Origin of the sequence: Rhodococcus sp. 1163, from assembly GCF_002091985.1 — a bacterium.
Classification (GTDB): Bacteria; Actinomycetota; Actinomycetes; order Mycobacteriales; family Mycobacteriaceae; genus Rhodococcoides.
In genome coordinates, this window is the sequence record NZ_MKKX01000016.1 from 138,187 (window position 1) to 153,682 (window position 15,496).

Below are 15,496 nucleotides of genomic sequence, written 5' to 3' on the forward strand. Positions count from 1 at the left end.
TGGGTCAGCCTACCCGTCATCGCGCAATAGGGTGTTCGCCGACCTTTGCCTGTGCTCGTGAGAGGGCAACTGTTGCAACGACCATCACTGTCACGCAGATCGCAATGACAGCCAAGGAGAACGCGTCGTCGCGAACTCGTTCGTCCAGGACGGTGATTCCGAGAAACGCGGCTCCGAACGGTTCTCCGATGGTGATAGCCGGAAGCGAAGCAGACAACGGTCCGGACTGGAAAGCGCGCTGCTGGAGGTAGAAGCCGAGGACTCCGCACCCGACGAGTGCGTACGTCTGCCAGGCAGTGACTGCTTCGGCGATATCGGTTCCCAGCAGATCGGTGACGTACTTCGTCAACGCCACGGCAATCCCGAAGAGCACTCCTCCGGCCGCACCCAGCAGCAGTGCCCGCCGACCCGGATTGGTCGACAACAATCCAGTAATAGTGACGGCCAACACGAGCCCCGATGCAATGGCCAACGGAATCATCCACTCGGAGAACGGCGCATCGGAGTTTCCCTCCGTCGGGTCACCGACGACGATGAACACCGCGAGCGCGGCTGCCAAGGACACCGCCCACACCCATGTCGTACGCGTCATCCGGTATCCGGCGAATTTGGCCGACAGAGGCAATGCGAACAGCAGCATCGAGACGATCAAGGGTTGCACTATGAGGACCGAGCCGACCCACAGTGCAGCAACCTGAAATCCGTAACCTCCGATGTCTCCGCAGAGACCGGCCCACCACCGTGGGCTTCGGATGAGGGTGGCGATCAGCGATCGACCCTCGGGCACCGCCGCGGCAGCACTTTGTTGAGCGACCGACGCGCAAGCGAACAGGAATGCTGCAATCAGCGCCAGTACGATCGACAACACCGGAAGTCCGTTCATCGGCGACCCGATCGACCTGGCTTGTCCCTGGTACGCCGCGGCACCGGGCGCTTTCGGCGATCCACCTCGCGTGGGGGCCCGCTCTGGCCGACCGTGGGTAGCACCTCGACGACTGGCGATCCCGGAGGTGCCTGCGCACCCGTGGATTCGGTCAGTGCTGGACTCGATGCGGTCACCTCGGTGAACTCGGCCACGATTCCGGCTTCGGCGGCAAGCGTCGCGACCTGCGATTGCTGGCTATCGGTGACCAGCGTGACGACGGTGCCGATCTCGCCTGCCCGCGCCGTCCGCCCGGCGCGATGCGTGTAATCCTTCGCATCAGCCGGAGGGTCCACGTGCACGACAAGGGTAATTCCATCGACGTGCAGGCCACGGGCCGCGACGTCGGTGGCGACCAGGACAGGAACCGAACCATCCGCAAATGCAGCGAGAGTTCTGGTTCGACTGGCCTGAGATTTGTCACCGTGCAACGCGAGTGCAGGCACGCCGACTTCGCGCAGGGATGCGGTGAATCGATCCACCGCATGCCTGGTGCGCAGAAAGATCATGGTTCGCCCTGTTCGCGCCGCGATCCGCAGTGCAATCGAATTCTTGTCGATGTCTGCCACACGGAAGAAGAGGTGTTTCATGGTCGCCTGGGCGAGTGGGGGTGGCTCGGCGGAGTGAATGGCGGGGGAGTCGAAGTACCGCTGCACCAGGTCGTCGACATCTCCATCGAGGGTGGCCGAGAACAGCATGCGCTGTCCACCTTTCGGGGTGCGGTCCACGAGCTTTCGCACCTGCGGCAGAAAGCCTAGATCGGCCATCCGATCAGCCTCGTCCACCACTGTGATGGCAATGTCGGCGAGCGAGACAGCGGCGTGCTGGATGAGATCTTCGAGACGTCCTGGGGTAGCCACAACGACGTCGACGCCGCGCATGAGGCGCTCGGACTGGCGTTTCATCGGCACCCCGCCGACAATTCCCATCACTCGGACGCCCAACGCGAGTGCCGGTTCCTCCAGCGCCCGCTCTATTTGCAATGCCAACTCGCGTGTCGGAACCAGTACCAATCCGCGGGGACACTTCGGGCGGCTGCTCGCACCCGACAGTCGCTGGAGCATCGGTAATCCGAATGCAAGGGTCTTTCCCGATCCGGTCGGCGCGCGACCGAGAATGTCTTGTCCGGCAAGGGCATCGGGGATCGCTGCCGTCTGAATGTCGAACGGAACATCGATACCGACTCGACGCAGAGCATGGACCACGACAGGTCGGAGCCCCAAATCGGCAAACGACGTTTCGGAACGGGGCATAGCGGAACAGTACCGCCCGGGAAGTTTCTGTCGGTGCCACAGGCAATCATACTCGATACGAACATACGTTCGACAGAGTTGATCCGGCCGGTTTATTCGCAGTTGGATCCCGACAAGCTTGGGGGAGCTATGTGTGCAATGTGTGACGGGCAGTCGATGGCGGACTACGTGCAAAACGTGCACGGCCTTGTGGACCGCCACGGCTGGGCTTTGCAGTATGTCAATTCGGAGGTGAATTCGAATTTCGATCCGGACAATGCTGGAGTGATCGAACCGGCTTTCTGCTACACAGTCGGTTTGACGGCCCTCGGACACCCCGAGTTGATCGTGACGGGGCGATCACCCGGGGAATCCGCCGCCGCGTTGAACACGCTGGCCAGGCGGGTGATACTCGGCGGTCGGGCCTTCGATCCCGGCATGGAATGCACGGCAGCTGGTTTCGACTTCCATTTCGTCGACGTGACGTACTGCGACGAGTGGCTACTCATGGCTTCCGAGGTGTACCCATCAGATCGGATCCGCGCGGTCCAGGCCGTGTGGCGTGACTCCCAGGGGGACTTGCCGTGGGAAGGCGACGTGTCGTCGACGATCGTGCAACCCATCCTCGGAACACCGTTGGGCTGGGGTCTCTACGACTGAATCCGACTTGCGGATCAAGGTGGGCGACGGTGCGATGGCAACCATCGACAAGTGGTTGCCATCGCACCCTACAGCCGTGTTCGGTTCAGCTCAGGCTTGAACTTCGCTTCGGTCACCGCTCCAGAGCGTGTGGAACTTGCCCTCGGAATCGATGCGCTCGTAGGTATGCGCACCGAAGAAATCTCGCTGGCCCTGAGTCAGGGCGGCTGGGAGCCGCTCGGCGCGAAGTGCGTCGTAGTAGGCCAGCGAAGAGGCGAAGGCAGGCACCGGAATACCGAGTGACGCCGCGGTGATGACGACGCGGCGCCAGCTGTCGATTGCGTCTTCGATCGCGTCACGGAAGTACGGCGCGAGAATCAAGCTCGGAAGCGAGGAATTGTCTTCGTACGCATCTTTGATTCGGTTGAGGAAGCGTGCACGGATGATGCAGCCTCCGCGCCAGATCGTGGCGAGATCACCCGGGTGAAGGTTCCAGTCGTACTCGGTGCTGCCTGCCGCGATCTGATCGAACCCCTGCGCATACGCAACGATCTTGGATGCATACAACGCCCGACTGATGTCGTGTGTGAACTGCTCGGCATCGGTCGGCTTGTCTGCGAGTACGCCCGACGCCAACCCCACAGCGGCCTCGCGCTGCGTGCGCGAGCCGGAGAGTGCGCGTGCAAACACGGCTTCGGCGATACCGGTCACCGGCACACCGAGGTCGAGAGCGGCCTTGACCGTCCACCGGCCGGTGCCCTTCTGCTCGGCAGCGTCTACGATGACGTCGACCAACGGCTGGCCAGTTTTCGCGTCGACCTGTCGAAGGACCTCCGCTGTGATCTCGACCAGGTAACTTTCGAGGTCACCCTTGTTCCACTCGGTGAATACGTCCGCAACCTTGGCGGGTGAGTAGTCCAGCGCGTCACGGAACAGGTTGTACGCCTCGCCGATCAACTGCATGTCGGCGTACTCGATGCCGTTGTGCACCATCTTGACGAAGTGGCCGGAGCCGTCCGGGCCGATGTGAGTGCAGCACGGTGTTCCGTCCACCTGTGCCGCAATGGATTCGAGGAGCGGGCCGAGTGCCTTATAGGACTCGACCGGACCACCGGGCATGATCGACGGGCCGTTGAGTGCGCCTTCTTCGCCACCGGAGATTCCTGCGCCGACGAACAGCAGTCCACGCTCCTTCAGTGAAGCTTCGCGTCTGATCGTGTCTGTGTAGAGTGCGTTTCCGCCGTCGATGATGATGTCACCCTGTTCCATGGCACCGGCGAGTTCTTCGATCACAGCGTCGGTCGGCTCGCCGGCTTTGACCATGATCAAGACTCGGCGAGGCTTCTGCAGTGCGGCGACGAATTCTTCGATCGTCTCGGTGCGAATGAACTTGCCTTCGCTACCGTGCGCTTCGAGGAGTGCATCCGTTTTGGAAATACTGCGATTGTGAAGCGCAACCGTGTGGCCGTGATGCGCGAAGTTCCTGGCGATGTTCGAGCCCATCACTGCAAGGCCGGTGACGCCTATCTGGGCGAGTTCTGACGAGTCCACTGCTGAGGTCATGAGTACAGCTTTCCTTGCCGAGCGCACAAACGAAAGCCAGGCACGCGCATCGCCTCAATCCAGTCAGCGAAATTTGTTGCCGGACAGAGCTCAGACGGACGCAGCAACCAAAAATGGAGGGCACTGCTTCTTGCGAAGCAGTGCCCTCCATTTTTAACGACTTAGATCAGCTATCAGTGATCGCGCGCAGGCCCATCGAAGCCGTCGTACGAGCGGCGATCGGTGCGGCTACGAAATCCGCTCGTCTTCGACTCTTCGCGGACGAATGTCGACTGCGTACGAGGACGGTCACCTTGGTAGCCGCCGGTGCGAGGACGGTCACCCTGGTATCCACCCGAGCTCGGTCGGTCACCCTGGTATCCACCGGTACGGGGACGGTCACCTTGGTAGCCGCCGGTGCGAGGACGGTCACCCTGGTATCCACCCGAACTCGACCGATCGCCCTGGTATCCACCTGAAGTCGACCGGTCACCCTGGTAGCCGCCGGTGCGAGGGCGGTCACCCTGGTAGCCGCCGGTACGGGGGCGGTCACCCTGGTAGCCGCCGGTACGGGGGCGGTCACCCTGGTAGCCGCCGGTACGAGGGCGGCTGTCGCGCCGGTCCCTGGGGGCACTGCTTTCGGCGCGCAATGGGTCGCCCGTGGGCTTCTTCGCTCCGGTAATGCTGTTGAGCTCGGCCGAGCCTGGTGCGACGTTGACCGAAGTCGCCTTGACTCCAGCCATGCCGGTCAGACGCTGAACCTGTCGACGCTGGTTCGGCAGGACTATCGCGACGACTGTGCCCTTTTCGCCGGCACGGGCGGTACGGCCCGCGCGGTGAAGGTAGTCCTTGTGGTCGGCGGGCGGATCGACGTGTACGACCAGATCGATTCCATCGACGTGAATTCCTCGGGCCGCAACGTCCGTTGCGACCAAGACAGGCGTGCGCCCGGCCTTGAAACGCTCCAGAACGCGGGTGCGCTGGTTCTGTGCCTTGCCGCCGTGTAGCGACTCTGCAGCGATGCCGAGAGCGCGAAGGCGGTCGGTGATGCCATCGCATCCGAGTTTGGTCCGAGCGAACATGATCGTCCTGCCGTCGCGGGCACCGATCTCGGAGAGAACGACATCCTTTTGGCCGCGATCGACCATCAGCATGTAGTGATCCATCGTGTTGACGCTCGCCTTGCCGTCCTGCGTCGAGTGCTCGACGTGATCGGGGAGGAACTGGCGAACGAGTGACTGGACTTCACGATCGAGGGTGGCGGAGAACAGCATTCGCTGTCCATCGGCCGGTGTGTCCGCAAGAACGGCGCGCACCTCGGGAAGGAAACCCATGTCGGCCATCTGGTCGGCCTCGTCGAGGGCAGTGATCTCGATGGAGTCGAGAATGCAGGTGCTCTGGCGTAGGTGATCGGCAAGACGCCCTGGTGTCGCGACGAGAACGTCGACTCCTCGGCGAAGCTGCTCGACCTGCTTGTTGAACGGCGTGCCGCCAACCGCAGCAAGCAACCGAAGACCCTGCGCATTTGCGTAGGGGAGCAGGGAGTCCACGACCTGGAAAGCAAGCTCACGGGTCGGAACCAGCACCAGCGCGCGAGGACGCTTGGCTGCGGGCCTGTCCGTGTGCTGTGCGAGGCGAGCAAGGATCGGAAGACCGAACGCCAGGGTCTTACCCGAACCTGTCTGTGCACGTCCAAGGACATTCTTCCCGGCAATCGCGTCGGGGAGTGCTTTGGCCTGGATCGGCGAAGGCACGGTGATGGAGTTGCGGGCCAAAGCGGCCACTACCGCCTCGGGAAGTCCGAGCTCGGCGAAGGTGACGACCGTGGTCGGTACTTCTTCGGCGGTGGGTGTAGTTGGTGTACTAGTCGAAACAGCGTGAGTCACGCAGTAGAACCTCTCCGGATTACGGGCACGCCACGAAGCCACAGCTGAGAAAACACCCGCAGGAGAAGGGCACATAAAACAGCTAGATCACATAGAGACGAGCCAGGGCACTGTCACCTGGCCATCCTTGCGCAGTTGAACTTCGCGCAGAGTGGGGCTGTTTGTGCCTTATCGAATTACTAGGCCGCGATGGCGACCTAGGACTACTGTACGCGACCGTTCTTCGATTCATCGACTCGAAATATGTGAGCTGTCCTACTTTCACGACCGAACGACACGGCTAGCTCGAGCCGAGGAGCCGGCCAAGTTCGTCGAGCCACGGCATCGCGACGAAAATTGTCGGCAGAACCAAAATGATCGCGGCGGCGAGGTACGCGGCGATACTGATGCGGATGTCGGTGCGAGCACCACCGAGACGCCGCACCCTGATCAGGGTGCTAGGGCCGCCTGCCGCAAGTGCACCACGCGGAGCGGTCGATCCGGCACACGTCACGAGTGCCCGAGCCAGCGGTGTTGGCCCGGTGACTTTGACGGCGGAGTCGTCGGCCAACAGTTCGACGAGCAGCTGCACGCTACCGAGTGCGGATCGACTTCGGACTATGCGTGGAAAAGCCTCGTTGACTGCTGTGAACGCCTCGAGGACGAGATCGTGACGAGAACGTAGATGTGACCGTTCGTGACTGAGGATTGCCGTGATCTCGGACCTGTTGAGGTTGGTCAACACACCCTCGCTGAGCACCACGCGTTGACGAAGGCCTGGGAGGCAATAGGCGATCGGTTCCACGGCGTCGAGAACACGTATATCCGCGTTACGCACGCCTGGGAACGGACGTCCGGAGTCACTGCTGCGATCGAGCAGGTCGACCAAAACGCGATGTCGAGCCCGCCGACGCCGTGTTCGGACGAATACTTGAACGAAGGAGAACACCAGCTTGGCGCCGATGCTCAGGGTGATTGCCAGCACCACCACGTACAGGATCCACAACGGCAAGCCAAGTGCTTCGATTTCATCTGTCGGAGCGGTGGTTGGACGGCCGTCCGGACCGGGGACCAACAGTAGGCCACCGATGGCCAACCCCGAGCTGAACGCCGAGAGCACCGCAGCGATGGCAATTGCTTGCCAGAGGACGAGAGCTGCACGCGGCGCGCGGTAGGGCCATGTTGCACGACTGAACACAGCAGGAACGGGACCTGCAAGAAGGAGTGCGAGTACCGCGAAGACCAGCGCAGTGGTGGAGTTCATGGTCCTCACTAACCGATGGCAGGGGTCAATCGGATTGCGGCGCTCCGACGTGTGATGTCGAATGTACATCCGATTGTGCCAGTTCCAGAGCCGCCAGCGCTTCTCGGAGAGCCGCTGCTTCGTCTGCCCCCACTTGGCCGACGAAGTGAACCAATGCTGCGGCTCGTCCACCGGACTTGGGTGCCTGCGCGAGAGCGTCCACCATAAGGCTCGCAACCAACTCATCGCGGCTGTGAAGTGGGGCATAGCGGTGCGCTCGGTCATCGCGCTGTTGAACTACCAGCTGCTTTTTGGCAAGCCGCTGGAGCACGGTCATCACCGTTGTGTACGCCAGTTCACGATGTGCGGCGAGCGCCTCGTGCACCTGTCGAACAGTCTGTGGTTCTGTGGAATCCCAGAGATGATCCATTACTGCACGCTCGAGTTCGCCTAGACCTGCCATTCCACCAAGTCTACGGGTAGTCCGACGCAAATGCGTACTACTCCATGTAGTAACTCTGTGATCTCAATTGCAGCGTGGTGGAACTTGTTGCGTGGCGAATTCATCGACAGTCCCAATTTCGTATCGCGACATGCCTATCCTGCAGTGATGTCAGAACTTCATCGAAGTCCAGTCTTCGACGTGCAGGAAGGGGTGGAGTGCACTCGATCGCGTCTCTTTCACTGATCAGCGGCACCACGCCGATCTTGGTGTCGATTCTCGGCCTCCTCGGCGCCCTGTGGTTACTGGTGTCGAGGCGACGGTGGTACCTCCTGCGCGCGGTACCGATCGTGATCGTGGTGGCCTCCGTGTTCGGATTCTCTCTTTATTACGTCGTGGAGAAGGTGTGGCGGCCATTTCCGGATCCGATCGAGGTCGAGATCTACGTATGGATCGCAGTCGGAACTGCCGCATTGCTGCTGGTGGTGCCCAGAACGATGGTGGCGTTGGGGTTGCTGGGTAGAGCAGTGTCGGTTCTCGCTGCGCTACTGGTCGTTCTCGTGGCATCCATGCAGGTAAACCTGGTGTTCTCGGCATATCCCACGGTCGGGACGGTGTTCGGGGTCGATTCGGCCGATCGAATCTCCCTCTCGGATCTACCCGGACCAGAACCCAGCGTGATCACCGGCGATCCACTGGACAAGTCCTGGAATCTTCCGGCCGACATGCCGCCCGCCGGCAAACTGACCTCGGTGTCCATTCCGGCAACTGCCTCGGAATTCAGCGCGCGAGATGCGCAGGTGTACCTGCCGCCGGCCTACTTCGTCGATCCGCGCCCACTCTTGCCGGTTCTTGTGCTCCTTGCCGGCCAACCGGGGGAGCCCGAGGATTGGCTGAACGGGGGCAAGCTGACCGAAACGATGGACGCATTTGCGCGCGACCACGACGGTCTTGCACCGGTGGTCGTGGTCGCGGACGCCACTGGCTCAGCGCTTGCCAATCCGCTCTGCGTGGATTCGCCCCTGGGAAATGTAGCGACGTACCTGTCCAAGGACGTGCCTAGCTGGTTTACATCCGCGCTCCAAGTCGATCCGAACCCGCGCAGTTGGACGATCGGGGGATTGTCGTACGGCGGGACGTGCTCACTGCAGATGGCCACAAATTTTCCTGATGTCTATCCGACATTTCTCGATCTGTCGGGTCAGCTCGAGCCGACGCTCGGCGATCGAAACCGAACTGTGAACGACGTGTTCGGGGGGAACGACGCAGCATTCGTGGCAGTCAATCCGATGGATCTGATGAAGACGAGACGGTTTCCCGATTCTGGAGGCGCCTTCGTCGTCGGAGCTGACGACAACGACTACAAGCCAGGACAGAAGGCGGTGTACGAGGCCGCTCAGGCAGCAGGGATGGACGTCCGTTACGCCGAGGTGCCGGGCGGTCACAGTTTCGCCGTCTGGTCCGAAGGTCTGAAAGAGCAATTACCGTGGCTGATGCAGAGAGTGGGACTGATCTCGTGAGCAAAATTTCCGAAGACAACCAACAGGTCCCGTCGGCAGATGCATCAGCGCCGGACACGACTCCCTCGACCCCGTCTTGGTTCGATCGACGAAGACTTCGTGCAGCGACGGCGTGGCACAAAGCGGTACGACAACTCGTACGACTGCGGTCTCTGATCGTATTCGGTGCCAAGGGAGCGCCCGTCAGCTTCGGATTGCTGACCGCCGTCTTGATATTCGGCATTCTCGGCGCGAGCCTCGGGCGCAACACGATTCATCGTGACTTCGCCGTCGGGATCATGCCGTTCGAGGAGTTCCGGGTATGGACAGCGTTGACTTCCGGGCTTGTCGCGCCCGGTGTCCTTGGGTACGTAGTGGCGATCGTTGCGATCCTGGTGGCCGCCGCTCCGATCGAACGAAGGATAGGTTCGGTCAAGTTTGCAATAGCTGCATTGCTCACTCAGGTACTGGGTGTATTGCTAGGCCTCGGAGTCGCAGCCTTGGCCAAGATGTTCGACGCGGACTGGGGTTTTCGGCTGCATGTCGGAACCGCTATCGGGCCTACGACGTGGATCGTGGGTGTCGTCATGGTGGCAAGCGCTCGCATGGACACCTTGTGGCGACGGCGTATCCGTGTGGGATTGTTTGCGTTGTTGGTCACGCTGGCGCTGTTCAGTGGGCATTTGCAAGATGTCATTCGCCTCGCGTCCGCTGTGGTCGGATTGCTGCTCGGTCCAGTGATCGTGGGCAGGTCTGCGCGGGGCCCGCGGCTCGCTGGTACGCAGCGCGAAGGTCGTGTGCTCGTTGCGCTCATCGTGGCTGCAAGTGCGCTCGGTCCGGTCATCGCTGCCTTGAGTCCCGACGCCGTCGGCCCGTTCGCGGTGCTCCGCGACGTCGTGCGCGGGGTTCCTTATACCGCTGCCGAGGTACGCGAAATCTGTGCTGATTCACCCACCGACCCGGAGTGTCGTACCGGACTTCTGGAGTTGCGGTTGGGTGGAGTGGGTCCGACGATACTCTCTCTCATGCCATCGATCTTCTTGCTGTTTTTGGCCGACGGACTGCGGCGAGGTCGTAAATTCGCTTGGACTGCAACAGTTTTCGCCCAGATCGTACTGCTGGTTCTGTCAGTGGCCAACTTTGCGATCAGATTCGTGGAATCGGGAGACGACCAGTCCGTCTTCTACGGTCTCGAGTCGCCGACTGCGTACCGCACAATTGTTCCGTTCCTCCTGCCGCTTGCGGTTCTCGTTCTTCTATTGTTGACGCGCAAGTTCTTCGATGTATCAGCGCCGAAGGGGACCTACCGCACTTGGGGCTTTGCCGTCGTCGGATCAGCAGTGGGACTGGCTGTTCTGTATGTTCTGGGCGGCCTCGTGGCGCGCGGGGGATTCGACAACGAACCTTCGATCCTCGGATTGCTCGCGGACTTCCCGCAGAGGTTGGTCCCACCGGTGTATCTCCAGTGGCTCGAGCCACGGTTCTTGCCCGAGAGCATTCCGACCACGTTGCTGTTCGAATGGACCGGAGTCGTGTTCTGGGCGGCACTGTGCGTACTTGTCCTCAATACCTTTCTCACCCCTGCATACGGCGTCGACACCGACGCCACCGAACGGGCCAAGGAATTGCTGACAACCAGCAGTGGCAGCGCGCTGTCGTGGATGACGACCTGGCGTGGCAACAAATACTGGTTCTCGCCCGATGCGCGGAGCTATGTTGCGTATCGCGTCATTTCTGGCGTAGCCCTGACCACCGGCGATCCAGTAGGGCCACGAGAAAGACTGCGAGACAACGTCGTCGACTTCGCGGAGTTTGCGTCGAAGAACGGTTGGATTCCGTGTTTCTACTCGGTGACACCTCAGGTGCGGGAGATCACCGACAGTATCGGGTGGGGTGGCATTCAGGTGGGTGAGGAGACGATCCTCGACCTCGAGAATTTGGCATTCACCGGTAAACGATTCCAAGACGTTCGGACCGCCTTGAACCGAGCGAAGAAGGCGGGTGTGGTCGCGGAGTGGATCAGCTTCCCCGAAGCTCCGCTAGCCATCACCGACCAGATCACGGCGATCTCGGAGGAATGGGTCGCCGATAAAGGGATGCCCGAAATGGGCTTCACCCTGGGAGGCCTGGAAGAAGTCGACGATCCACATGTCCGATGCCTGATCGCTGTGGACGAGCATCGGACCGTTCACGGAATCACCTCGTGGATGCCGGTATACGAGAACGGCGAGATCGTCGGTTGGACTCTCGATTTCATGCGTCGCCGCGCCGAAGGCTTTCGACCGGCGATGGAATTCCTCATCGCATCGGCCGCTCTGCTTCTGGAGCAAGAGGGTGTGAGGTTCTTGAGCTTGTCCGGTGCACCCTTGGCCAAGATCGACGACGGCCGAGGCACGGAAACTTCGACGGATGCGTCCACCTTCTCGACTTTGCTCGATCGCTTGCTCGACGTACTGGGCAGGACCCTGGAACCCGTGTACGGATTCAGGTCCTTGCTCGCCTTCAAATCGAAATTCCAGCCCAGGTACGAGTCCATGCATATGACGTTCGCCGATCCAGCGGCATTGCCGAGCATCGGAAATGCAGTCGGGCGGGCGTATCTACCCGAAGTCTCGCTGGGGCAGGGCTATCGACTGGTTCGAACGATGATCGAGCGTTAGCTCTCCGAGGAGAACGAGGCCGTGGCGACCGCTTCCCTCTGTGGGCCGCCTATGGCGCCGTAGACATGTCGAGTGCCGATAGGAACGATGAGAGGGCGGTCGGACACCGGGTCCTCGATCACTCTTGCTTCGAGGCCGAACACGTCGAGTAGAAGCTTCTCCGAGATCACGTCCTGGGGGCGACCTGCTTCGACAATTTTGCCTTGGGACATGACGATGATCTGGTCGCTGTACCGAACGGCCAAATTGAGGTCGTGCAGCACCATGATCACGGTGCGGCCCAGGTCTTCGTGGAGTCGGTCGATCAAGTCGAGAACCTCCAGCGAGTGCGCCAGGTCGAGATAGGTGGTCGGTTCGTCGAGCAGCAGAATATCCGTGCCCTGTGCGAGCGCCATGGAAATCCAAGCCCGCTGGCGCTGACCACCGGACAGTTCGTCGACCGGCCGATCGGCCAGATCACCGACTCCGGTCAGCTCGAGGGCGTTCGCGACCTCGGACTCGTCGTCCGAGCTCCACTGTCGAATCCAGGACTGATGGGGGTGGCGACCTCGCGAGACGAGGTCGGCGACAGTCAGGCCTTCCGGCGCAACGGGTGCCTGCGGCAACATCCCGAGGACCTGTGCGACGTCCTTCGTGCGCATCGTCGAGATCGCTTTTCCATCGAGAACAACCCTGCCCGACTTCGGTTTGAGCAACCGGCCGAGAGCGCGCAACAAAGTCGATTTGCCGCACCCGTTGGGTCCGATCACCGTGGTGATCACACCGGTGCGAACCTCGAGGTCGAGATTCTCTACGACGATGCGGTCTCCGTACCCGAGAGTGAGATCCTCCGCGACGAGACGTGGCAGATCGGTGGCGGTCATGCGGAGGCCTTTCGATTGCTGCGGACGAGAAGGTACAGAAGGAACGGTCCGCCGAGTGCGGAGGTCACGATGCCGACGGGGAACTCTACCGGCAGTATCGTTCGCGCGATGAGATCGCTGCCGACGACGAGTAGCCCGCCCAGGATCGCCGACGCAATGATCGGCGGCCCGGGTGTTCTCACTAGCCGCAGCGCGATCTGGGGGGCTGCCAACGCCACGAACCCGATGGGGCCGGCAGCGGCCGTTGCGATGGCCGCGAGCGCTACCGCAGCGAGAAGCAGTGCTGCCTGGCGCAATTGCAGTCGCACGCCGAGTGATCGAGCATTGTCGTCGCCGAGGCGGAGGGCGCCGAGGGTGAAAGTCGATACGACGGTCAGGCCGCCGACTATGAGCACCGCGCTCATGACCGGCCACACCGAGTCCCAGTCTGCACCGTTCAGTGAGCCGTTGAGCCACAGCTGAGCTCGCGACACGTCGTTTATGTCGGCACTGATCAGAAGCCATCCGATCGACGCTGTCAACATGGCATTGATCGCGATTCCGACGAGGATCAGCCGAAATCCCTGGACGCCGCGCTTCCATGCGAGTGCATAGATGACCGCCGCGGTGGCGATTCCTCCGATGAGCGCGGCGAGCGGCAACCCGAGGGTCGCGAGAACGCCGGCGAAGGTGCTACCGCCACCGAGGACGATGAGTGCCACGGCTGCAGTACTGGCGCCGGCGGTGATGCCGAGGATGTCCGGACTCGCGAGTGAGTTTCGCGAAATGGATTGCGTCACGGCACCGGACATACCGAGAGCCATTCCGACGAGCACCCCGGTGAGAGAGCGCGGCAATCGTAGGTCCATCACGATGAATCGCTCGATTCGTGTGCCGCCACCGAACAGAACGTCGATGACGTGCCCTATCGACAGAGGGAAGTCTCCGCGTCCAATGTTGAGGCACACCGTCAACAACAGTGCCGCCAACAGCACAATATTGATCAGCACCATCAATGGCCGCCGTACCAACGAGAGACGACCGATCCGGAATCCAGGTCTGGACGGAACTGTCAGCTTCGTTTGCTCCGCCGACGGGGTCTTCGATTCCACTGTGGTCACAGGCTCGCCAACTTTCGTCGACGGACCAGAGCAATGAAGAATGGTGCCCCGAACAGCGCGAGGACGATGCCAACCTGTAGTTCGCCGGGGCGCACAACGACGCGTCCGATGACATCTGCCATCAGAAGCATCACGCCGCCCATCAAACCTGCGTAGGGGACCAGCCATCGATAGTCCGGTCCGGTGACGACGCGGGCGACGTGCGGAACCACCAGTCCGATGAACGCGATCGGTCCACACGCTGCCGTCGCTGCACCCGTCAGCAGCGTAATGGCGATGATGCCGACAGTTCTGCTGAGTGCGATGTTGACACCCAACGACCGTGCGACGTCCTCGCCGAGGCTCATGACGTTGAGGCCAGGAGTACTGGCGAGAGCGATGATCACGCCGAGCACCAGGAACGGCAGAACCTGCCAGAGGACGTCGAGCCCACGGCCGGCAACCGAGCCTACCGACCAGAACCGGTAACCGTCCAAGGTGGTTTGGTCTATCAGCACCACTGCATTGGTCATGGCGGCCAGGAAGAACGCGACAGCGGCACCCGCGAGCGCAAGGTTGAGCGGACTCGCCTTCCCGGTCCCGATCGAGGACAGCCCGAATACGACGATGCTCGCCAATGCCGAACCGGCGAAGGCGAACCAAAGATACTGGCTGGGGGAGTTGAATCCGAAGAGATATATGGCGAGCACGACGAAGAAGGCCGCGCCGGCATTCAGACCCAGCAGTCCGGCGTCGGCCAAGGGGTTTCTCGTGTGGCCTTGAATCAAGGCTCCTGCGATCCCGAGTGCGATTCCGACGACAAGTGCCAGGAGGGTGCGCGGGACGCGAAGGGTACGAACGATGATGTCGGTATCGGTGCCGGTCGAATGCACCAATGCGTTGCCGATCTCCTCGAATGTCAGCGGCCTCGCGCCGATGGCGATGCTCGCGAGAATCGCGGCTACCAACGCGACGGTCAGAACGAGAAGTCCGAAGAGCCTTCGTCTACGGATGGTCTGCACCGAGTTCTCGCGGGGGACGGGTTCGAACTGTTCGGCGTATGCGGTCTTGTCGCGCACCACCTCGGTGCTCGAGCGGCCGAGAGCGAACTGCCTACGGAGTCCTCGACGGACACCGATCGGTCCTCCGGTTGTGGAGTCACGGACTACGAGTCCAGTCCATCGCCTGCCAGTGCTCTGACCGTCGTGCCCAGTGCGAAAACCCTGATTCCACAGCAGCAGCCCGACTGCAACGACCACCGAGATGGCGCCGAAGACGAGTCTGTCCGCCTCTCCACCGCCATTGTCGTCGCGGAGAGAATCGACGATCGACCACCCGATCCCCAGAGGTAGCAGCACAATCGCAAGGTCGACGAACGCTGCGACGACGCGGAGATACCACGGGGCAGGTCCGCGTGGTATCTGCTCTCTCGAAAAGTTCACGTCCGAAGGCGGACGCGGACTTTTCGATCCGAGTGATGGGGCCGTCGTCACAGTAGTTGTGACTCCTC

12 protein-coding genes are annotated in these 15,496 nt (G+C 61.6%); 3 read left to right on the forward strand and 9 right to left on the reverse strand.

Annotated features, from left to right (window positions below; genetic code table 11):
* Positions 1 to 16: 16 nt before the first annotated feature.
* Positions 17 to 883, reverse strand: coding sequence for a DMT family transporter (locus tag BJD99_RS03290; RefSeq protein ID WP_084345358.1), 867 nt, complete (start codon positions 881 to 883; stop codon positions 17 to 19).
* Positions 880 to 2,175, reverse strand: a complete 1,296-nt coding sequence (locus BJD99_RS03295; protein ID WP_084345359.1) for a DEAD/DEAH box helicase — start codon at positions 2,173 to 2,175, stop codon at positions 880 to 882. The genes BJD99_RS03290 and BJD99_RS03295 overlap by 4 nt, the downstream gene beginning before the upstream one ends.
* A 138-nt stretch (positions 2,176 to 2,313) precedes the next feature.
* Between BJD99_RS03295 and BJD99_RS03300 the strand changes: the two genes are divergently transcribed.
* On the forward strand, positions 2,314 to 2,814 hold the full coding sequence (locus BJD99_RS03300) for a DUF4262 domain-containing protein (RefSeq protein WP_256895447.1): 501 nt from the start codon (positions 2,314 to 2,316) through the stop codon (positions 2,812 to 2,814).
* Positions 2,815 to 2,904: 90 nt separating this feature from the next.
* Here the strand turns inward: BJD99_RS03300 and gndA are convergent, their stop codons facing one another.
* The 4 genes from gndA to BJD99_RS03320 all read right to left on the reverse strand — a co-directional run bounded on the left by gndA (position 2,905) and on the right by BJD99_RS03320 (position 7,906).
* The gene (gndA, locus tag BJD99_RS03305; RefSeq protein WP_084345361.1) at positions 2,905 to 4,356 is read right to left on the reverse strand and encodes an NADP-dependent phosphogluconate dehydrogenase; all 1,452 of its coding nucleotides are present in this window, start codon (positions 4,354 to 4,356) and stop codon (positions 2,905 to 2,907) included.
* Between the two features lie 173 nt (positions 4,357 to 4,529).
* Complete coding sequence (locus BJD99_RS03310; protein ID WP_084345362.1) at positions 4,530 to 6,221, reverse strand: DEAD/DEAH box helicase; 1,692 nt, start codon at positions 6,219 to 6,221, stop codon at positions 4,530 to 4,532.
* Positions 6,222 to 6,501: 280 nt separating this feature from the next.
* Positions 6,502 to 7,464 carry a M56 family metallopeptidase gene (locus BJD99_RS03315; protein WP_084345363.1) on the reverse strand — a complete coding sequence of 321 codons (963 nt, stop codon included), beginning with the start codon at positions 7,462 to 7,464 and terminating at the stop codon, positions 6,502 to 6,504.
* Between the two features lie 25 nt (positions 7,465 to 7,489).
* On the reverse strand, positions 7,490 to 7,906 hold the full coding sequence (locus tag BJD99_RS03320) for a BlaI/MecI/CopY family transcriptional regulator (RefSeq protein ID WP_084345364.1): 417 nt from the start codon (positions 7,904 to 7,906) through the stop codon (positions 7,490 to 7,492).
* A gap of 197 nt (positions 7,907 to 8,103) precedes the next feature.
* Between BJD99_RS03320 and BJD99_RS03325 the strand changes: the two genes are divergently transcribed.
* Complete coding sequence (locus BJD99_RS03325) at positions 8,104 to 9,405, forward strand: esterase family protein (protein ID WP_084345365.1); 1,302 nt, start codon at positions 8,104 to 8,106, stop codon at positions 9,403 to 9,405.
* Positions 9,406 to 9,410: 5 nt separating this feature from the next.
* The gene (locus BJD99_RS03330) at positions 9,411 to 12,044 is read left to right on the forward strand and encodes a bifunctional lysylphosphatidylglycerol flippase/synthetase MprF (protein ID WP_084345401.1); all 2,634 of its coding nucleotides are present in this window, start codon (positions 9,411 to 9,413) and stop codon (positions 12,042 to 12,044) included.
* Here the strand turns inward: BJD99_RS03330 and BJD99_RS03335 are convergent.
* The 3 genes from BJD99_RS03335 to BJD99_RS03345 are packed head-to-tail and all read right to left on the reverse strand — an operon-like array spanning position 12,041 to position 15,479.
* Entirely contained in the window at positions 12,041 to 12,907 is an 867-nt protein-coding gene (locus BJD99_RS03335; protein WP_084345366.1) for an ABC transporter ATP-binding protein, read from the reverse strand. The two genes, BJD99_RS03330 and BJD99_RS03335, sit on opposite strands and share 4 nt — an antisense overlap.
* On the reverse strand, positions 12,904 to 14,007 hold the full coding sequence (locus BJD99_RS03340; protein ID WP_256895450.1) for an iron chelate uptake ABC transporter family permease subunit: 1,104 nt from the start codon (positions 14,005 to 14,007) through the stop codon (positions 12,904 to 12,906). The genes BJD99_RS03335 and BJD99_RS03340 overlap by 4 nt, the downstream gene beginning before the upstream one ends.
* Positions 14,004 to 15,479, reverse strand: coding sequence for an iron chelate uptake ABC transporter family permease subunit (locus tag BJD99_RS03345; RefSeq protein ID WP_084345367.1), 1,476 nt, complete (start codon positions 15,477 to 15,479; stop codon positions 14,004 to 14,006). Before BJD99_RS03345 ends, BJD99_RS03340 begins: the two co-directional genes overlap by 4 nt.
* Between the last annotated feature and the right edge of the window lie 17 nt (positions 15,480 to 15,496).

What these genes read in the sequence shown, in the direction of transcription:
- BJD99_RS03295 (WP_084345359.1), bottom strand. Translation starts at nt 2,175, where the DNA reads ATGCCCCGTTCCGAAACGTCGTTTGCCGATTTGGGGCTCCGACCTGTC.
- BJD99_RS03300 (WP_256895447.1), top strand. Translation starts at nt 2,314, where the DNA reads ATGTGTGACGGGCAGTCGATGGCGGACTACGTGCAAAACGTGCACGGC.
- gndA (WP_084345361.1), bottom strand. Translation starts at nt 4,356, where the DNA reads ATGACCTCAGCAGTGGACTCGTCAGAACTCGCCCAGATAGGCGTCACC.
- BJD99_RS03335 (WP_084345366.1), bottom strand. Translation starts at nt 12,907, where the DNA reads ATGACCGCCACCGATCTGCCACGTCTCGTCGCGGAGGATCTCACTCTC.
- BJD99_RS03315 (WP_084345363.1), bottom strand. Translation starts at nt 7,464, where the DNA reads ATGAACTCCACCACTGCGCTGGTCTTCGCGGTACTCGCACTCCTTCTT.
- BJD99_RS03320 (WP_084345364.1), bottom strand. Translation starts at nt 7,906, where the DNA reads ATGGCAGGTCTAGGCGAACTCGAGCGTGCAGTAATGGATCATCTCTGG.
- BJD99_RS03290 (WP_084345358.1), bottom strand. Translation starts at nt 883, where the DNA reads ATGAACGGACTTCCGGTGTTGTCGATCGTACTGGCGCTGATTGCAGCA.